This is a genomic window from Alicyclobacillus acidiphilus NBRC 100859, from assembly GCF_001544355.1.
Classification (GTDB): Bacteria; Bacillota; Bacilli; order Alicyclobacillales; family Alicyclobacillaceae; genus Alicyclobacillus; species Alicyclobacillus acidiphilus.
Window position 1 is genome coordinate 19,590 of the sequence record NZ_BCQI01000002.1, and the last position, 19,013, is coordinate 38,602.

At 56.0% G+C, this 19,013-nt stretch carries 20 protein-coding genes and 3 tRNA genes; 19 read left to right on the forward strand and 4 right to left on the reverse strand.

Annotated features, from left to right (window positions below; translation table 11 throughout):
* The first annotated feature begins 6 nt into the window (after positions 1–6).
* From AAC01S_RS01030 to AAC01S_RS01045, 4 genes are all read left to right on the forward strand, one after another.
* Positions 7–531, forward strand: coding sequence for a MarR family winged helix-turn-helix transcriptional regulator (locus AAC01S_RS01030; RefSeq protein ID WP_245630003.1), 525 nt, complete (start codon positions 7–9; stop codon positions 529–531).
* The gene (locus AAC01S_RS01035; RefSeq protein ID WP_067617416.1) at positions 528–1,394 is read left to right on the forward strand and encodes an NAD(P)-dependent oxidoreductase; all 867 of its coding nucleotides are present in this window, start codon (positions 528–530) and stop codon (positions 1,392–1,394) included. Before AAC01S_RS01030 ends, AAC01S_RS01035 begins: the two co-directional genes overlap by 4 nt.
* Before the next feature lie 47 nt (positions 1,395–1,441).
* The gene (locus tag AAC01S_RS01040) at positions 1,442–1,684 is read left to right on the forward strand and encodes a hypothetical protein (protein ID WP_067617419.1); all 243 of its coding nucleotides are present in this window, start codon (positions 1,442–1,444) and stop codon (positions 1,682–1,684) included.
* A 76-nt stretch (positions 1,685–1,760) separates the two neighbouring features.
* Positions 1,761–2,900: a glycosyltransferase gene (locus AAC01S_RS01045; protein WP_067617422.1), complete on the forward strand. Its 1,140-nt coding sequence runs from the start codon at positions 1,761–1,763 to the stop codon at positions 2,898–2,900.
* On the opposite strand, the gene AAC01S_RS01050 is transcribed toward AAC01S_RS01045, so the two are convergent.
* Positions 2,883–3,944, reverse strand: a complete 1,062-nt coding sequence (locus AAC01S_RS01050; RefSeq protein ID WP_083511408.1) for an LCP family protein — start codon at positions 3,942–3,944, stop codon at positions 2,883–2,885. The genes AAC01S_RS01045 and AAC01S_RS01050 overlap by 18 nt on opposite strands.
* Before the next feature lie 102 nt (positions 3,945–4,046).
* Positions 4,047–4,232 (reverse strand): hypothetical protein, encoded by a 186-nt coding sequence (locus AAC01S_RS01055; protein ID WP_067617426.1) that lies wholly within the window; start codon positions 4,230–4,232, stop codon positions 4,047–4,049.
* Positions 4,233–4,374: 142 nt separating this feature from the next.
* Between AAC01S_RS01055 and AAC01S_RS01060 the strand changes: the two genes are divergently transcribed.
* Complete coding sequence (locus tag AAC01S_RS01060) at positions 4,375–5,274, forward strand: DUF72 domain-containing protein (protein WP_067617823.1); 900 nt, start codon at positions 4,375–4,377, stop codon at positions 5,272–5,274.
* The gene (locus AAC01S_RS01065) at positions 5,271–5,498 is read left to right on the forward strand and encodes a hypothetical protein (protein WP_067617429.1); all 228 of its coding nucleotides are present in this window, start codon (positions 5,271–5,273) and stop codon (positions 5,496–5,498) included. Before AAC01S_RS01060 ends, AAC01S_RS01065 begins: the two co-directional genes overlap by 4 nt.
* 11 nt (positions 5,499–5,509) lie before the next feature.
* On the opposite strand, the gene AAC01S_RS01070 is transcribed toward AAC01S_RS01065, so the two are convergent.
* Positions 5,510–5,887: a hypothetical protein gene (locus tag AAC01S_RS01070; RefSeq protein WP_067617431.1), complete on the reverse strand. Its 378-nt coding sequence runs from the start codon at positions 5,885–5,887 to the stop codon at positions 5,510–5,512.
* 152 nt (positions 5,888–6,039) lie between these two features.
* Between AAC01S_RS01070 and cax the strand changes: the two genes are divergently transcribed.
* The 3 genes from cax to hisC all read left to right on the forward strand — a co-directional run bounded on the left by cax (position 6,040) and on the right by hisC (position 8,921).
* Positions 6,040–7,095: a calcium/proton exchanger gene (gene cax / locus AAC01S_RS01075; protein ID WP_067617434.1), complete on the forward strand. Its 1,056-nt coding sequence runs from the start codon at positions 6,040–6,042 to the stop codon at positions 7,093–7,095.
* Between the two features lie 13 nt (positions 7,096–7,108).
* A complete protein-coding gene (locus AAC01S_RS01080) occupies positions 7,109–7,753 on the forward strand; it encodes a DUF502 domain-containing protein (RefSeq protein ID WP_067617437.1) in 645 nt (214 codons plus the stop codon).
* A gap of 79 nt (positions 7,754–7,832) precedes the next feature.
* Complete coding sequence (gene hisC, locus AAC01S_RS01085) at positions 7,833–8,921, forward strand: histidinol-phosphate transaminase (protein WP_245630004.1); 1,089 nt, start codon at positions 7,833–7,835, stop codon at positions 8,919–8,921.
* A 241-nt stretch (positions 8,922–9,162) separates the two neighbouring features.
* Here hisC and AAC01S_RS01090 read toward each other — a convergent pair whose 3' ends face one another.
* On the reverse strand, positions 9,163–9,513 hold the full coding sequence (locus tag AAC01S_RS01090; RefSeq protein ID WP_067617443.1) for a hypothetical protein: 351 nt from the start codon (positions 9,511–9,513) through the stop codon (positions 9,163–9,165).
* A gap of 66 nt (positions 9,514–9,579) precedes the next feature.
* Between AAC01S_RS01090 and gltX the strand changes: the two genes are divergently transcribed.
* From gltX to AAC01S_RS01140, 10 genes are all read left to right on the forward strand, one after another.
* Positions 9,580–11,073, forward strand: coding sequence for a glutamate--tRNA ligase (gene gltX, locus AAC01S_RS01095; protein WP_067617446.1), 1,494 nt, complete (start codon positions 9,580–9,582; stop codon positions 11,071–11,073).
* A 65-nt stretch (positions 11,074–11,138) separates the two neighbouring features.
* Positions 11,139–11,212, forward strand: a tRNA-Gln gene (locus tag AAC01S_RS01100).
* Positions 11,213–11,215: 3 nt separating this feature from the next.
* Positions 11,216–11,291: transfer RNA gene (locus AAC01S_RS01105), tRNA-Glu, on the forward strand.
* A 13-nt stretch (positions 11,292–11,304) separates the two neighbouring features.
* Positions 11,305–11,380 (forward strand) — tRNA-Lys (locus AAC01S_RS01110).
* A gap of 182 nt (positions 11,381–11,562) precedes the next feature.
* Entirely contained in the window at positions 11,563–13,197 is a 1,635-nt protein-coding gene (locus AAC01S_RS01115) for a hypothetical protein (RefSeq protein WP_067617449.1), read from the forward strand.
* A gap of 17 nt (positions 13,198–13,214) precedes the next feature.
* Positions 13,215–15,047: an excinuclease ABC subunit UvrC gene (uvrC, locus tag AAC01S_RS01120; protein ID WP_067617452.1), complete on the forward strand. Its 1,833-nt coding sequence runs from the start codon at positions 13,215–13,217 to the stop codon at positions 15,045–15,047.
* A gap of 183 nt (positions 15,048–15,230) precedes the next feature.
* On the forward strand, positions 15,231–15,857 hold the full coding sequence (locus AAC01S_RS01125; RefSeq protein WP_067617453.1) for a succinate dehydrogenase cytochrome b558 subunit: 627 nt from the start codon (positions 15,231–15,233) through the stop codon (positions 15,855–15,857).
* Positions 15,858–15,912: 55 nt separating this feature from the next.
* Positions 15,913–17,673 (forward strand): succinate dehydrogenase flavoprotein subunit, encoded by a 1,761-nt coding sequence (gene sdhA / locus AAC01S_RS01130; protein WP_067617456.1) that lies wholly within the window; start codon positions 15,913–15,915, stop codon positions 17,671–17,673.
* An 8-nt stretch (positions 17,674–17,681) separates the two neighbouring features.
* Positions 17,682–18,446 carry a succinate dehydrogenase iron-sulfur subunit gene (gene sdhB, locus AAC01S_RS01135; protein WP_174520808.1) on the forward strand — a complete coding sequence of 255 codons (765 nt, stop codon included), beginning with the start codon at positions 17,682–17,684 and terminating at the stop codon, positions 18,444–18,446.
* Between the two features lie 84 nt (positions 18,447–18,530).
* Positions 18,531–18,983, forward strand: coding sequence for a hypothetical protein (locus AAC01S_RS01140; protein ID WP_067617826.1), 453 nt, complete (start codon positions 18,531–18,533; stop codon positions 18,981–18,983).
* Positions 18,984–19,013 lie beyond the last annotated feature (30 nt).

Here is a 19,013-nt window from a genome sequence, read left to right on the forward strand (position 1 = left end):
GGGAAGTTGACGACGGCCGTTCGCCGCATGCTGGAATCGAGTAACCCGTTGGAGTGGATTGTTGTGAATGTGGATCGCCTTGATATCGTGCAGAGGCTGGACACCATCATGGAGCGTTTCGTGCGAGGAATGCGGGCGCATTTCTCGCACAACCAGTCGTTCGGACTCACGACGACACAGATTTTTGTCATGCGTTACCTGAGTTACGTGGAGCAGGCCAAGTCCTCCGAGATCGCGCGGATTGCCGGTCTGAGTCCTGGCGCCATCACGCAAGTGTGCGACGAGTTGGTGCGGCTGAACTATGTCGATCGCGTTCGATCCAGTGAGGATCGGCGAGTGGTCAACGTCGTGTTGACCGAGGCCGGGCGCCAAAAGCTGAAAGAACTGTCGATTGATCGGGCCCAAAAGCTTGGTGCCATCATGGACAAACTCGGTGCGGAAGACGCCCGGACATTCTTGACCTTGCTGGAACGGCTCGTGGAAATTCTCGATGACGACGCAAGTGCTTCTGGGTGGGGGTGCAAACATTGAATATTGGGTGGATCGGGCTAGGCAATATGGGTGTGCCGATGCTGTGCCACGTTGCACGGGAACATCGAGTGGACGCATACAACCGTACGCCGAAGCCGTTCAAGTTTGAGGATGGAGTCGACGTTTGCGTCGTTTCCGACATCCGACAGGCGGTAGCGGGCAAAGTGTGCGTATTCATCATGGTGTCGGACGCTTCTGCCGTGGAAGACGTCCTGTTTACATCGGGGGCTGCGGACGCGATGGACCGTGGCACGCTGATTGTCAACGCTAGCACCATTGGCGTCGATGAAACGCTCGAGTTCGCGAAGCGAGCGGCGGCGTTGGGACTGCGTTACATGGATGCTCCGGTGCTTGGATCGGTCAAACCAGCCAACGATGGAACGCTTGTCGTCGTTGCCGGCGGTGACCGCTCGGATTTCGATCGCGTAGAACCTGTTTTTGCCACGTTCTCCAAGCGCGCGTTCCATCTGGGGCCGATTGGACAGGGAGCGGCTATGAAGCTGCTGGTCAACGCGTATTTGGGGATGGCGGTGGAGGCGATGGCGGAGACGGTCAGCTTCGGCAACCGATGTGGGTTTGGAACAGAGGTCATCTTCGACGTCCTTGAAACAAGCGCAGTTTGGTCGCCGATGCTGGCAGGCAAGCGGCAATTGGTCATCGACAACGAGTACGCGGCGCAATTTGCCTTGAAACATCTGGACAAAGACCTTGGATTGACGCTGCGGCACGCTGCGGCGACCGGCGTATCGACCCCGGCCATTGCCGCAACCAAAGAGGCGTTTGCGAACGCGGTGCAAGAAGGTTTCGGCGATCTCGACATGTCCGCGATGGTGAAATTCCTGGTGTCGCAAACCAACGGGTGAGACTGGGCATACGTTGTAGGAGTCTTGTGCATTGGAGGACTTCTGCGATGAAAAGCAAGTCTTGCGCGAATCGCGCAGAGTGGTACCATTGGTACGAAATCACGGAGGAACCGCTTTGGTTTCAATCGACTTCCGGCTACGAAGATCTGTCCTGGTGGCTGCGGCGCGTGTCTGCCGAAGAAGTTCAGTGGTTCGTTCAGGCGTATCCCGCACTTGCACCGTACTATCCGGTAACTTCACTGGGAGAAGCGAACTGGCTGGATTCATATTATACGTATTGGTGGCCTTGATATCGAATCGTGGCAGTCCATTTAAAGGCATAGACACGTCTCGGTGTCGTCCATGGTGACCGAAGGAGTTGTCAGTTTGGACCTGAGCATCATCATCCCATCGTTCAACGAAAGAGAAAATATTCGACCTATCGTAAAGCGTATCCACGAGGCCGTTTCTCCGGTGGGAATCGACTATGAAATTTGGTTCGTCGACGACAGCAACGACGATACGGTCGAAGTATTAAACGAAGTAGCCGAATCGGACGAGCGGGTACATGTTCACCACCGGGTGAACGCGCGCGGGTTGGCGAGCGCCGTCGTGCAAGGATTTGAACTTGCAAGCGGACGGTATCTCGTCGTCATGGACGCCGATTTGCAGCATCCGCCCGAACTGCTTCCTGAGATTTACGATCGGCTCCAAAACGGGATCGATCTCGTCATTCCCAGCCGTTTCGTCGAAGGCGGCTCCGATGGCGGCTTGGGCCCGCTGCGCAAGTTCATCTCGTGGACCGCGCGGGTGATCGGCCAACTTGCCCTCCATCGGCTGCGAAAGATTTCGGACTGCACCAGCGGCTTTTTTGGGTTGCGCAGAGACGTTCTGCGAGGGGCGGACTTAAACCCGATTGGGTGGAAAATCCTCATTGAGATTCTTGTGAAGGGGAACTACCGAACGGTTCACGAATTGGGTTACGCGTTTCTTGCGAGGGATGCGGGCGAATCGAAAATGAGTTTGAAGGAACAGTGGAATTATTTTCGTCACCTTGTGCGACTGGTTTCGCAGAGTCCATTGGATCGGCGGTTTTTCCTGTTTTGTCTGATTGGGCTGAGTGGTGTGGTCGTCAACGAGATCGTTCTCATGATCCTTCTCTACGGTGTGCATTTGTCCGATATGAGAGCATCCGTCATCGCATCGTTGGTGGCGATGTTGAGCAACTACATTTGGAATGATCAGATCACCTGGCGCTCCAAAGGCGAAGGGCATAAGTGGAATGTGAAGTTGCCTTTGTTCGTCGGCATCTCGCTTGTCGGAATCGCCATTACGACGCTCGTCATGCACGTGCTGAAATTGGCGGGTGTGTCCGTGCCGATAGGACAGGCTGTTGGCATCCTGGTTTCGACGGTCTGGTCGTACTTGATGAACAACCGCGTGACGTGGCGCGAAGTCGACAAGGCCAAGCGATACGATATCGTCGTCACGCGGGAAGAGACATCCGCTTCAAGAGTCCGCTCCTGAGTTCAGGCTCACATCCGACGGTGCTTGCCACGTTTTTGTCACGATGGGATCCTGAATGGGGTTCTTCGGAACGATCCCGTCGACAAAAAATTGTTTGGCGACATATCGAGCTTCTTTGGGATTGACGATCCAATAGCTCAAATCGCCTGGGCTGTCTGACTGCGGGTCGTGGAACGAGCCGGGCAGCGTGGCGTGAATGGTCTGATACGCTTTGAGTCGATGCGACTGCGCAATCAACATGCCGAGATACAACGGCGGCGCGTCCGTATTGACGCTGTGGATGATGTCCATCGCGATGGCCGGCAACTTGGGCAAGGATTCCGGACGGAGCAACTGATCTTTGAGGGCGACCAGGAACGCTTGTTGGCGTTCGGTTCGTCCGATATCCCCCAGCGCGTCGTGGCGAAAACGAACGAAGCCCAGGGCTTGTTCGCCATTGACGTGCTGTTTGCCTTTGTGAAGCCGAATCACCCCGTGCACTTTGTCGCCTGTCCGATAGTACATGTTGCGCGGAACGTCGAGATCGAGTCCGCCCAATCGATTCACAATGTGAACCAAGCCGTCGAATTCCGTGACGGCGTAGTGATCGATGGGAATGCCGATCAGAGACTCGACGATTCGACAGGTCAAACTTGGACCGCCTGCCGCCAAGGCGTCGTTGATCTTGTGGTATCTGCCATCTGGAAACGCGACTTGTGTGTCGCGCGGGATGGACAACATTTCGATTCGCTTGTGCTCATGGTCCAGACTGACGACGCACAGGACGTCCGAATTGCCGCCTGCGGATTGAACCCGTTCGTCGCTTCCGATTAAAAGGAAGGTTTGGCGTCCTGGCAGCGTGGTTGGTACCTGTGTACGCACCGTTTCGGTCCTGTCGAATGGCGGGACGGTTTGCGCAGTCGCTTCGCGTCTTGGGAACAGTTTCGACTCGGTATGACTTTGGGAAAGAATGATGCCGGTGATGGTCGCGCCTGCTCCGAACAGGCATGCGGCGATTCGGAGCGCTTTGCTGCGTACCGTGGGTTTGGTCGTCCGTTTGGACATTGATGACACTCCCATCTCCTCGGTATCCTGCGTCCAATGTACAAGCCATTGTATTGTCTGAGGAGATGGGTGAATTTATACAGGGAGAATGGATGCAGCGGCTTATTTGTGCTCCAAGACCTGATTGCAGTTGACGCACACGTATTGATAGCGTTCCGACAAGGTGCGGGCGGCAAGAGGCAAGTCCTCGCGGATCACAACACTCGAGTCCAACTGAACTTGGCGTTCTTCGCGAAACCACGTATGATCACAATGAGGGCAGCGAATTGCGTGTTGGTTGTTTGCCATTGGGTTCACTCCAATATGGTAGGATTGTATGTGCAAGTGACAACCGTATTATAGCGACGAACCGAGATGTGGGTCAAAATTCGGCAGCCGCGTCTGCGGTTGGCGGTATGCAATACAGCGTCGAGGAGGACTGGCATTGGGCATGCGGATACGGGCGGGAACTTGCGCATTTGCAGATCACGAGTCCTTCTATCCGAAATCCCTTCCTCCACAGGAGCGACTCCGGTATTATGCCAGGTATTTTTCGGTCGTCGAGATCGACAGCACGTTTTACGGGTTCTTAAAAGAAGGAACCTGGCAGCGCTGGCTTGACATGGTGGACGAATCGTTCCTGTTTCATGTGAAGGCGCATGGAGCTATGACGATGCACGTACGGGGCCTGTCGCGCGATGAACGGCATCGGATGGCTTCGACATTTTTAGACAGTTTGCGACCCGTGTGCGAGCGAGGGCAATTGGCCGCCGTCCTGCTTCAGTTTCCGCCGTGGTTTGACGCGACGAGGCGCAACAGGGCCATCGTGGAACGCCTCGTCGAATTTTGCCGCGATATTCCTGTCGCGGTGGAGTTTCGCGAGCGCAGTTGGTTTGACGGCCCGGAACGCCAATCGAAGACGTTGAGCTGGCTTCGATCCATGCGCGCGACACACGTGGTGTGCGACGAACCAAACAAGGGGAACGGTTGTGTGCCTCTGGTGCCAGCCGTGACGAACGAGGCCCTCGGAATTCTGCGCATGCATGGAAGAAATGCCGAGACGTGGGACAAGCCGGGGCTGAAATCGTCAAAGGAACGTTTTGACTATCGATATTCGAAACACGAGATTCTGGACCTGCTGCCGACGGTCACCAAACTGGCCAGTGACGCCGCCGAGTTTCACGTGTTGATGAACAACAATTCAAACAATGACGCGGTCTGGAACGCGTTCGACTGGGCGGAACTGCTCGGGGTGTCGCGATTGGCCCGGCCGAATCTCGTTCATTCGACGCAACTGTCGCTCTTGGGTGAATTGGATGATTCGAATATCGCTTCACGGAGGTCACCATGAGATATGGTTTTCCAGATTGGATGTTTGCCGCCATCGCCATCGCGGCGTACGAATTGGCTTCCTGGCTGAATTCGAAGTTGCACATTTCGCAGTTGATGATCGGCGCATACTGCGTCGTCGCCGCGTGTGCCGTGATCGTCGGACTGCGGTGGATCGTGCGGAGAATTCGAGCGAGGCGTCGGCGCGATCACTCGCTCGACGAGGACGATTGGCGGAACTATTGACGCTTTTGGCGTCATTGGATAGGCGCCTTGCCGGCGGCGAGAATCGATTCCAGTTGCTTGGCAAAACTCGCGGACAGTCTGGTGTAGAAGGACACATGCGTCTGTTCGATCACGCCGTTGTCCGTCACATGATGCAGCAGGCTCGCGACAATTTTGTAGGCCCGTCCGAAACGGTCCGGCTCATATCCTATGCCTGGAGCCAAGTGCCGGGAAAATTCGCTGTCACTGCATTCAATGAAGCCGAGAATATTGTCGATGGCGATTCGATACGTGGTGCGTCCACGTTGCTGAATAAATTCTTTCGTCGTAAGCTGGTATCGAACACGATTGCGGATTTCAGTTCGTTTTAATTCGCCCCGCAAAGATTTGACTTTCGGAAATTGATACATTGGCGAGTGCCTCCCGTCGCAGCCGCTCGTGGATAGAATGGTTTCTGGTCATTGTACCACACTACGTAGGTGCACGATGATGATGATGGTGAGAATTCAGGCGAATTCTGTTAGCATCGTGGTACGATTGAAAAAGAGTAGGTGTCGGCCCGTTGAATCGCGTAATGACGATAGTCGCTGTCATTTTTGTAGCGTGCAGCATCGTGGTTCGATCCGCCACGGACAACGCGCTCCTTCAATTCTTTGCCGCTGCCGTTGCCATCATTCCACTGGCCGCGATGATGGGGCGTTCGACCGAAACCATCGCAGCCCACGCGGGTGCTCGTTTAGGTGGTCTTCTGTCGGCGACGTTCGGCAACGCAGTGGAGTTAATCATCGGCATCTTCTCGTTGCGCGAGGGGCTCACGACGCTCGTCAAGGCGTCGATCACGGGCTCCGTGATTGGAAACCTGCTGTTCGTCCTTGGATTGAGTTTTTTTATCGGCGGCATTCGCCATCCGATTCAGGAGTTCAATATTCGGGTCGCGCGCAGCAACTCGGGCATGCTGATGCTCGGCGTTGGTGTGGCGTTTGTGATTCCGACCATTTTTGCGCGTACGTCGCCGCACTCGTCGTCCATGACGCTTTCCTTCGGCGTGGCGACGGTGTCGTTGGTGATCTATTTGCTGGGCCTGTATTTCAGCCTGTTTACGCATCGCGATGTGCTGGCGTCCGTCCCCCCGCCGGAAGAGGGTGAGACAGACGCTCATGGCCGTCTGTGGTCATCGTTGCTGATGCTGTTGGCGGCGACGGTCATGGTCAGTTTGGAAAGCGACTGGTTGGTGGACAACGTCAGGGAGATTGCGACTCGCTTGGGCTGGAGCGAGGTGTTTATCGGTGTCGTTGTGGTCGCCATCATCGGCAATGCCGCCGAGCACGCGTCGTCTGTGTGGATGGCGTGGAAAGACCGCCTGGACCTGTCATTGGAGATTGCCGTGGGCAGCACGCTTCAAGTGGCGATGTTCATCGCGCCCGTGCTGTTCTTCCTCGGACTCGTCTTTGCCACACCGATGACCTTCGTCTTTTCGTGGCCCGAAGTGATCAGCATGGTCGTGGCCGTCATGCTGGTCATCGTCCTCATGTTGGACGGGGAATCGAATTGGTTGGAAGGCGCTATGGCAGTTGGCGCGTATGCCGTGCTCGCGGTCGGTTTTTACAGTCTGCCATGAAGGAGTGAATCCGATGAGATGGCTTGTTCGCGTGATTGGTCGGCATTTTGGGATCGGTTTGGCAACTGTCCTGCCATTCGCTTTCGCGATTTGGGTTGTTGTATTTGTCGTCAATCAAGTGGATGGGTTGGTTAGCTGGTACATTCCGTGGGTCTATTTGCACATCCCAGGCTTAGGTTTTGCCATCGTGCTGGTCGCCATTGTCTTTTTCGGATTTCTCTCGCGAATCTACATCAGCCGCGTGCTGTTCTCATGGGCGGATAAACTGTTCATGCGGATTCCCGTCATCAGCACCCTGTACACGACTGCCAAGGAATTGATCGACAATTTATTCAATCGCAAAAACGCGTTTCAAACGCCGGTGATCGTCGAATGGCCGGATGAGCGGGCGAGGGTTTTGGGATTTATCACATCCGAGCAATTGCCTGAGTCCATCGATCCCGATGGAACACATGTGTCCGTCTATTTGCCGAACGCGTTTCAGTTCGCTGGAACCACGGTGATTGTGCCGCGCGACAAAGTGAAGCGCTCAGGATTGACCGTCGAACAGACGTGGAAGTTTGCCTTGTCCGCTGGTTTGGGCCAGACAACCAAGTCCGGTGGGGACGCGCCCCCAAAGGCGGCGACGCCTCCGCAGCAGCCGTCGATTCGCGCGTGATCGAACGGAAACTTGGACTAGTCGAGGGGCGGCTGGTCATCTACAATAGATGGATAGGTTTTTGTGGGGGTGCGTTGGATTGTTCAACACGGGTCAGCAAGTTCGTCAAAATTTGAAAGACATCGAGCCATACAAGCCTGGTCTCAGCGACGAACAGTTGCGCAGGGAACTCGGCAATCGGCCGCTTGTGAAGCTGAATTCGAACGAAAATACGTTGGGACCGTCGCCGCTTGCCGTTCAAGCCATGCAGGCGGAATTGCCGAAATTGCATCTATATCCTGATGGTGGGAGCGATTTGGTTCGCGAAGCCATCGCGGCACACCACGGCGTGGCGCCTTCCAATGTGTTCGTTGGCAACGGATCGGACGATATTATCAAGCTGATCTCCGAGACATTTTTGGATGATTCGGATGAAATCGTGATGCCGTTTCCGTCGTTTTCGCAGTACGCGTTTGGTGCGCACATCATGAAGGCGAAGGTCGTTTCCGTGCCGTTGAAGGCCGATTTCACGTACGATGTCGAACGCATGCTGGCGGCGGTGACGCCGCGGACGAAACTGTTGTACCTGTGTACGCCGAACAACCCGACAGGCACGGTTTTGCGGCAGGCGGAGTTTTCGTGGTTGATGGAGCGTTTGCCGGAACACGTATTCGTCGTTGTCGACATGGCCTACGACAACTATGCGACGTCGGCTGATCGGTTTCAATTCGAGCCGAGGCTGCTGTCCCGACCGAATCTATGTTGTCTATATACGTTTTCGAAGCTGTATGGACTGGCTGGGCTGCGCGTTGGTTACGCCTTGGGCAACCCGGAAGTGTTTTCGTTCATGCATCGAGTGCGGGAGCCGTTTAACGTCAATCGAATCGCGCAGGTTGGGGCCATCGCCGCTTTGCAAGATGTCGAGCACGTGAAACGTTCAAAGCAGTTGGCCATGCAGAGCAGGAAGCAATATGAAGTTCTCAACGAGTATGGCATGCGCTGCGTGCCCACGGAGGCAAACTTCGTGTTGGTCGACGTCGGCGACGGTGTTCGCGTGTTCGAGGCCCTGCGTAAAGAGGGCATCTTGCTGCGCGCGGGTTACCCGGGACTCGACGCGTATGTGCGTATCACATTTGGCACGGAAGCGGAAAATGACCTATGTATCGAAGGGTTGAGGCGCACCGTTTGAGTGTATGCTCGGGTCATCTCGAGCGCATGATGGGAAGAAGCACGACGGCCCCCTTGGTAAACCAACCGGATTAGGGGGCCGCGCGCAATAAAGAATTGACTGTTCGTGTTATTATGTTACCTAGCCTGGTTATATCGGACAATAGGAGGTTGTTGGCAATGGTGTGAGCCATGATCCAGCAGCCATCCGTTGTTGTGAGCGGCTGAACCAGGCCGTCTCGCTGGCTCGAGGCTGGCGAGTTTTAGTTTTCGCTCTCCAGCGTGTTCTCTGGCGCATCGGATTCGGGTTCATGCAACGCGACATGTCGATCCGAGCGAATCATGTTGGCGTCGCGGTAACGCCCGGACACGGCTTGCCCTGGCAGCCAGTCCGAGCTCTTGCCTAAGCGGCTGGCGTTGGTCGCTGCTCCGTAAGGGCCGTCCGGAAATTCTTCGACGGCGAGATCGTATGTGGCGGATTGGGCTTCCCACAATTCGGCGGTGGGGTAGTCTGTTTCGCCTTCTTCGATTGGACCTGGGTCGTAGCTTCCCGAATTTGGGCTGTCTATGTCTCGATTTTGAACATCGGCGTCGCGCTTCAGACGTTTGGTCATTGGTTTCACCTCATTCGTATTGTGCGCTCACGATGACAGGGTATCCATGCAGGAGGTTTTGACGGGATGGGAAAGCAGATCAGAGTGCGTTTTGCGCCTAGCCCAACTGGCGCTTTGCATATTGGTGGGGCTCGGACTGCGTACTTCAATTGGTTGTTTGCTCGGCAGCAAAAAGGGACGTTTGTGTTGAGAATCGACGATACAGACCGTGCGAGATCGACAGAAGCGTCGTATCAACAGATTCTCGATTCGCTTCGTTGGCTCGGCATCGGTTGGGACGAGGGTCCCGATGTCGGCGGGACGTTTGGACCCTATCGGCAATCCGAGCGAATCGACGTGTACCGTACATACTTGGAGCAGCTCAAGGCGACCGATCACATCTACCCTTGCTTTTGTACGGCTGAACAGCTCCAGGCGGAGCGGGAGGAAGCGCAACGGAAGGGAAGGGCGCCTCGCTATTCGGGGCGTTGTCGGCATATTCCTCGGGAAGAGGCGGACCGCCGGATCGAAGCGGGAGAAGCGCACGTGTATCGCCTTCGTGTCTCGGAGGCGGGTGAGACCACGGTGCGCGATCTGATTCGCGGCGATGTTGTGTTTCAGAATTCCGAGATCGACGATTTTATCATCTGGAAGGCGGATGGCACGCCAACCTATCACTTTGCGTCGTGTGTAGACGACGCTGCGATGGAGATCTCGCACGTCATTCGGGCGGAGGAGCATCTGTCGAACACGCCGCGGCACGTCGCGCTGTTTCAAGCATTTGGTGTGGAAGTGCCGTTGTTTGCCCATGTGCCCATGATTCTGGCGCCGGATCGCAGCAAATTGAGCAAGCGGCATGGCGCCACGTCGGTTTCCGAATACCGCGAAGCGGGCATTTTACCCGAGGCTTTGGTCAATTATCTGCTGCTGCTGGGATTTTCGCCGGGAGAGGACAAGGAGATCGTCAGCCGGGATGAGGCCGTTCAACTGTTTCAGTTGGATCGCGTCACCAAGCACGCCGCGATTTACGATGTGAAGAAGCTGGAGTGGCTGAACGCGCACTATTTTCGATCCCAGTCGCCCGATGCGGTCGTGGCGAAACTCTGGCCGACATGGGTGGAGTCGGGGTATGTCCGGGCTGACGAGGTCGATCGATCAACCATCGCCTGGATTCGCACGGTGACGGAGTTCGTCCTGTCGCGCAGCCGCAATTGGACCGATGTGATGGATGGCGTCCGTCCTTATTTCGCAAAGGTCAACACGTACGACGCGAAGGGTGTTCAAAAGCAATTCAGCGGGCAGGACGTTCCGCATCGTTTGCGCTTGGTAGCCGACAGACTGCAGACTGTGGCGCCCTTTACGACGGTCGTGATCGAACGCGCGTTTCGCGAGTTGATTGAGGAGTTGCAGGTCAAGGGCGGGGAGTTAATTCATCCGACGCGCCTCGCGCTGACGGGTATGACCGTTGGTCCGGGATTGTTCGACGTGATGGCGCTGCTGGGCCGCGAAGCATCGGTGCAGCGGTTGAATGCGGCAGCGGATTTGATTGAGCGGGGCGAATTGGTCAACCTGCAAAAATAGATTCTCCGCGTGTTGACAAATGGGCTAAGGGCGAGTATATTTTAAGGCGTTGACACTCGTTCTGATGCCGAATGGTGTAATGGTAGCACGACTGACTCTGACTCAGTTAGTCTAGGTTCGAGTCCTAGTTCGGCAGCCATCAGGCCCTATCGTCTAATGGTTCAGGACGCCGCCCTCTCACGGCGGTAATAGGGGTTCGAATCCCCTTAGGGTCACCACCATGGATGATGAGGGTCATTAGCTCAATTGGTAGAGCATCCGACTCTTAATCGGCAGGTTGAAGGTTCGAGTCCTTCATGACCCACCAATGAATGATACGAAGTGACAGGGCTGCGCCAGACGCTGAAGCGGTTGGCCAGCCTTTTTTGCGGTCCAATGCTGCCCGATGCGGATCATCCCAGACTGGGAATCGGCCTGCGACTCCGTTATCATGATACAGAGATCTATTGACATGTGATGACATGTACATGCACGAAAGAGGCGGCGCGAATGCGCAAGAACCTGTCGGGTGGCGAGCGTAGAAACCTTGTCGACAAACTGTTGGAACGCTACGCCGCAGACGTGTGGAAGGCTGTACTGCGTCGGCACGACGACGCGTTGGAGGCGGAAGAGGCTTTTCTTCAGGTCTTTGTCGTTGCAATCCTCAAACTGACAAGGCCAGAAGCAGTCATTCTTTCGGACGGGTTTATCCAGAGTTGTATCGAGCAAGTGGAGAGCTCCTCGATACCGCATCGCTTGTTGGAAGGGCCGATTGAGGATGAGGTCGTGCCCATCGAGGAATTCGTCCGGAAAACTGCATCGGATGGCGATCCGTCTGCGGACGGAACGAGTGACGGCGCGATCGAGGGCGATGATGGTGCCGGTGGCGATCCGGAGAGTGACGAAGCGGAGCAGGTGCAAATTCCGGTTTCTCTGCTGTCGCGGACGGTTCAGGTGATGCGAGCCAATATCGCGATGCAGGAGGCCATGCGGCACCATCGTGGGCCAACATGGGCTCGAGTTGGTGTCGTCGCGCTCGCCATAGTGGGTGTAGGCGCGGCCATCTACGGCGGCAGTTCGGAACTCGCGTCCTACATGCATCCGAAGTTGCCGCAGAGTTCCTCCAAACAGTCGCAAGGGCCGAACTTGCCCCGCGACGTCGGCGATTTGCCGGTGACGCAAGCGGCCATTTATCAACTTCCCAAGGGAGAAAACGTCGATCTCGACCATGTCGCGATCGACGAAGGCGACGTGTATTTCGGCGTCTTACAGGAACCTGCCAACAGTTGGCCGCGAATCAGCGTGTATCACCACAGTTTTGCCATGGGCAGCTCCCTTCGCGTCGAGGACGGAAACGCGTACTCGTTTGAACTGGTGCCGCCCACAGCGCGCACGGGCTCCACGGACGACGCGTCGTGGTCGATTGCGCAATGGTCCATTTCCGCGATGCGTCAGTGGTTGGTTACAGTGGTCACTTGGACAGACCAAGGTCCTGGCCAAGATCAGATCGTCCAAATCTATGCGATGAATCGTTCAAACGGCAAGTACAGTATTGTCGACACGATCGCGCCGGAAAAAGGCGTTTCGAATCGTGCCGTCGTCGCCGTCGGCGACGGGGAGATCGCGGTGCAGCGAGGTTTGTCCACGGTTGCCGGCGAAGCGCCGCTCGGGTTGCCGATACAGCTGTATTCCCTGTCTGGCACGGATCCGTTGCGGGCATTGACGTACGAAAAATCGATTCCGGCGTCGTTTGGGTTGATGCAGTCGCCCATCGTGATTTCGAATGGTTTGATGTTCCAAGGCATTGCCGGAAAGGACACGACGTCCGACAACAATACGGCCGTTTGGTACTCGCTCTCGCAGGACGGATCACTCAACCGCTACTACGGACCTCCGGTCGATGGACAGGCGCACTGGGCGGTTGAAGGGGTTTCTGGATCATTGTGGTGGGTGGAAACGACGCCGGATTCGAGCGACAATGAAGAGATGCAGTTATTGATGGCTCCGCTCGCGACCACGAAGGCGTCGGTGGCGGCTGACAACCTGAACACGCCGATTGACGCGTTCGGCGTCAGCGGATCGTATTTGGCCTGGGTTGAACGCGTCGGCGGAGGCAGTGATTTGGTCATTGCAAGGGTTCAGTAGTGATGAGGTGAGCGACCGTGAATCAAATGCTTCAAGATAAGCTCGCTCTGCTTCCGACGAAGCCCGGTGTCTACCTGATGAAAGGAAGCGCCGGGGAGATTCTGTACGTCGGCAAGGCGAAAGTCCTTCGTAATCGGGTGAGGTCGTACTTTACGGGATCGCACGATCGCAAGACACAAGCGCTCGTCTCGAATATCTGCGACTTCGAATATATCGTCACCGATACGGTGGCGGAGGCGCTGGTGTTGGAGTGCAACCTGATCAAGCAGCACACGCCGCCTTACAACATCATGCTGCGAGATGACAAGACGTACCCGTACATCAAATTGACGCGCGAGCGCCATCCGCGGTTGCAGATTGTGCGGCGCGTGAAGAAGGACGGCGCGAAGTATTTTGGCCCTTATCCGAGCGCCTTCTCCGCGCAAGCGACGAAGCGCCTGCTGGATCGCCTGTACCCGCTGCGCAAGTGCAAGACGCTCAAGAAGCAAGTCTGTCTTTACTACCACATTCATCAGTGTTTGGCTCCGTGTGAATTTGAGGTGCCGGACGAAACGTATCAGCAAATGACCAAGGAAATCACCAGCTTCTTGAACGGCGGACATCGCGAGGTCGTGCGCGATTTGACCGCGAAGATGACGGAAGCCGCTGACGCGCTTGAGTTCGAACGCGCGTCGGAGTTGCGGGATCAAATTCGTCATATCGAACAGGTGATGGAAGATCAGAAGATGACGACGCCGGACGGGATCGATCGCGACGTGTTCGGCTTCGCCGAAGACAAAGGACTGCTCAGCATTCAGGTGTTCTATGTGCGCAGCGGCAAACTGATTGAACGCTCCGTCGTGATCATGCCGCATTACGACGATCCCGTCGTCGATTTCATGTCCTACGTCGAACAGTTCTACCACGAGCGCGCCGACGTGCCGAGCGAGATTCTGCTGCCTGAGGGCGTGCCGAGCGAAGCGTTGGAGATGGTGCTGGATGCGAAAGTGCTTCAGCCGAAGCGTGGACAGAAGCGGGATTTCGTCGCGTTGGCGACGGAAAACGCCCGGCAGGCACTCGAGGAAAAACTGCGGCTGATTGAGAAGAATATGGATCGTACGCTGGGGGCGATCATGGAACTCGGCGACGTCCTGGCGATCGCCCCGCCAAGGCGCATCGAGTCGTTCGACAACTCGAATATCCAAGGGGCCGACGCGGTGGCGGCGATGGTCGTCTTTATCGACGGAAAGCCGGCGAGATCGGAATACCGAAAGTACAAGATCAAATCGGTCACTGGGCCGGACGACTACAATTCGATGCGAGAGGTGATCCGGCGTCGCTACAGTCGTCTGCAGCGCGAGGGCAAAGCGTTGCCCGACCTCGTCGTGATCGACGGCGGCAAGGGCCAGTTGGCGGCGGCGCTCGAAGTGATTGAAGGTGAACTGGGACTCGACATTCCCGTCTGTGGTCTCGCCAAGGACGATCGACATCGGACGAGTCAGTTGTTCTTTATGGACGAGGACGCGCCTGTCCAAATTGGACGGCACTCGCAGGCTTTCTACTTGCTCGAGCGCATTCAGGACGAGGTTCACCGCTTCGCCGTCGACTTTCACAGGCAGACGCGCAAACGCACTGGGCTGACGTCGATCCTCGACGAGATACCCGGCGTTGGCCCTGAGCGGCGAAAGGCGTTGCTTCGTCATTTTGGCTCCGTGAAGGCGATCGCGGAGGCTTCCATGGACGATTTTCGCGGTCTCGGCATCGGCGACAAGCTGGCGTCATCGGTTCTCGATCACGTCCGGAGTTCGCTGGGCGTGTCGGAAGCCGCCGGCGGCTCAGATGCGCCTTCTGTGGAGCACGACATTTCTTGACCCGTTCGACACCAATCATTACAATTTAGTAGGTGCAAATACGAGTTCGTGATGCGACGTGATCGACAACTCCGTCACGCGCTTCTACGAACACAAGAAGTACCCTATCCGGTAGGTAGCCGTCCAGCGGCTACCGTTACATATGCAACGAGAACTGGCTAGGAGTCGAAAGGAGGAAACTTTGTGGCAGTGGCCCAAGCATCGCGCGGCAATCGGGAATTTCTGTGGCGGCGGTTACATACGTTGTCCGGTGTGATTCCGGTTGGGCTATTTTTGTTGGAGCACCTGTTCACCAATGCGACAGCGCTTGATGGCGCAGCTTCGTACAACAACGCTGTCGAAGCCATTCAATCTTTGCCGTTGCTTCACTTCATCGAATTCTTCTTTATCTTTCTACCCATCACCTATCACGGTGTCTTTGGGTTGTACGTGGCGTTCGTTTCCGGGTACAACGCGGGCCAGTATTCGTGGGCGAGAAATGTGTTGTTCACTGTGCAGCGGATCACGGGCGTGATTACGTTTGTGTTCATTATTTTCCACCTGTGGACCACGCGTTTTTCTGGCAATGCGCCGACCTTCGACATGGTTCACAACCTCGTATCCAATCCTGCGTACTTCTGGTTCATGGTGGTTGGCGTCGTCGCGGCGACGTTCCATTTTGCAAACGGCCTCTGGTCCTTTTGCATCCACTGGGGTATTACGGTTGGCGCCCGCGCTCAGAAGATCACAGCTTGGGTGACCATGATTGTGTTCGTCGTATTGGCAGGTATGGGCGTCGCGTCCCTTATCGCGTTTACACATTCGGCCTAAGGGTCTTCGCCCATTTGACCGATACAGGACAGGGAGCATGGGAGGGAACTTCATCGTGGCAGAACAGACGATCATCGTTGTCGGCGGCGGACTGGCTGGCCTTATGACGACGATCAAAATCGCTGAAGCAGGCGTTCCAGTTAAACTATTTTCACTTGTTCCCGTAAAACGTTCCCACTCCGTTTGCGCCCAAGGCGGCATCAACGGAGCGGTAAACACCAAGGGCGAGGGCGACTCGCCGTGGGAACACTTCGACGATACCATATACGGCGGCGACTTCCTGGCGAACCAGCGGCAGGTGCTTGGCATGTGCGAAGCTGCGCCTGCGATTATCCACCTGATGGACCGCATGGGCGTGATGTTCAACCGGACACCTGAAGGATTACTCGATTTTCGGCGTTTCGGCGGCACGAAACACCATCGGACGGCGTTTGCCGGCGCTTCGACGGGTCAGCAGTTGCTGTACGCGCTCGACGAGCAGGTTCGCCGCTACGAGGTAGCTGGTCTCGTAGAGAAATACGAGGGCTGGGATTTTCTTGGCGCGGTCCTCGACGACGAACAGATTTGCCGTGGGATTTGTGCGCAGGATTTGCGCTCGATGGAGATACACTATTTCAAGTCTGACGCGGTTGTCATGTGCACCGGCGGCAACGGTTTGATCTTCGGAAAGAGCACAAACTCCATGATCAACACCGGATCGGCCGGTTCGGAACTGTATCAGCAAGGCGTGAAGTACGCAAACGGCGAGATGATTCAGGTGCACCCAACCGCGATACCGGGAGACGACAAGCTTCGCCTGATGTCCGAGTCCGCGCGCGGCGAGGGTGGTCGCATCTGGACCTACAAGGACGGCAAGCCGTGGTACTTCCTTGAAGAAATGTATCCGGAATACGGAAACCTCGTGCCTCGCGACGTAGCGACTCGGGCCATTCACAAAGTGTGCGTCGAGATGGGGCTCGGGGTGAATGGAGAAAATCAGGTTTATCTCGATCTCTCCCACATTCCGGCCAATGTCCTCAACGTGAAACTCGGCAACATTCTGGACATCTACGAGAAGTTCGTCGGCGACGACCCGCGCAAGGTGCCCATGCGCATCTTCCCGGCCGTGCACTATACGATGGGCGGACTTTGGGTCGATATCGATCAGATGACCAATATTCCTGGGCTGTTTGCGGCCGGCGAAGCCGAGTATCAATACCACGGCGCAAACCGTCTCGGTGCAAACTCGCTTCTTTCATGTATTTATGGCGGCATGATCGCCGGACCCAATGCCGTTCGCTACGCCAAGAACGTGAAGAGGTCGGTCGACAGTCTGCCGGAATCGCTGTTTGAATCGTATCAGAAGAAATATCAGGACGAGTTTGAGGACATCCTCCGCATGGAGGGAGACGAAAACCCATACCAGTTGCACCGCGAACTGGGGCAGTGGATGAATGACAACGTCACTGTCGTCCGTGTGAACGAGCGGCTGCGCCAGACCGACGAAAAGATCCTCGAACTGCAGGAGCGGTTTAAACGGATCAACATGGCTGACAGGTCGCGTTGGGAAAATCAGATGGCGCAGTTCACGCGTCACTTGAAAAACATGCTGGTGATGGCCCGCGTCATCACGCTTGGCGCGCTCTATCGGGACGAGAGCCGCGGCGCCCACTACAAACCGGAATTTCCGGAACGCGACGACGAGCGGTTCCTGAAGACGACCATTGCGGAACACACGCCGGACGGCCCGAAGATTTCCTACGAGGACGTGGACGTGTCGCTGATTAAACCGCGGTTGCGCAACTATGCGGTCAGCAAGGAGGCCACCAAGGAATGAGCGTGAATATGGAAACAACAGCTCAAGACACGAGGACGGTCCACCTGATTATCGAACGTCAAAAGGACGCCGAATCACCGGCGTATACGGAAGAATTTGAAGTTCCGTACAGGCCTGGAATGAACGTGATTGCGTGTTTGATGGAGATTCAGCGCAATCCGGTCAACAAGAAGGGCGAGCCGATCGCCCCGGTCACATGGGAAATGAACTGTCTGGAAGAGATCTGCGGAGCGTGCACCATGGTCATCAACGGCAAGCCGCGCCAGGCGTGTTCGACTCTCGTGGACAAACTGGAGCAGCCCATTCGGCTGCGGCCGATGCGGACGTTCCCCGTGGTTCGTGATTTGGTCGTGGATCGCAGCCGCATGTTCGACGCGCTGAAGAAAGTGAAGGCGTGGGTGCCCATCGACGGGACGTACGATTTGGGGCCAGGGCCGCGGATGTCCGCGTCGGATCAGCAGATCGCCTACGAACTTTCGCGTTGCTTCACGTGCGGCGCGTGCGTGGAGGCCTGTCCGAATGTCAATGACAAGAATTCATTTATCGGACCCTTTGCGATTTCGCAAGCGAGACTGTTCAACATGCATCCGACGGGTGCCATGAACAAGGAAGACCGTTTGGAGGCTTTGATGGGCGAAGGCGGCATCCACGAGTGTGGAAATGCCCAAAACTGTGTCCAAGTTTGTCCAAAAGGCATTCCACTGACGACTTCCATCGCCGCGATGAACCGACAAGTTACGTATCGTGCGATTGGTGCATGGTTGCGAAAGTAAAGACGGCCGAGCCCTCTGTCCCAGCGTATCGGGCGCTGGCCGGAGGGCTTTGGCGTGGTCGATCTTTTTCTTGGAGGTTTGAGATTGAATACACAGACGCAACAGAGGCGCAGCCGCGCTCGGACGAATAGTTTCATCATTCTCGTCGTGTCAGTGCTCATATTGGGGTTTGGCTCATTCTTCTTATTGCGGTCCATCTTGAATGACCAACGAAGCAACACGCCGCTCAATACGGTGGAGCGCTTCATTGGCTTTGTCGAATTGCAGGAGTTTGATCAAGCGAAGAAATTGATGACGCCGACATTCCAAAACACGCCAGGTTGGCATGCTTCACTGTACAACTTGTATCTTTCGATGGATCCTGCTGAATCGTCCTTTGCATTGACCGGCGAACAAGGCGACTTGGCACAGGTTCAGTTTTCAAGTGAACAAGGCGGCGTTCTCTACGTCAAGAAAGTCGATGGCAAATGGCTCATCGCAAGTCCAAACGAAGTAAGCCAATCGAGCAGCGCGACAGGGAACTCGACCAGCAGCTAATGATTGTGCAAGGGCGAAGGGGGAAGCGAC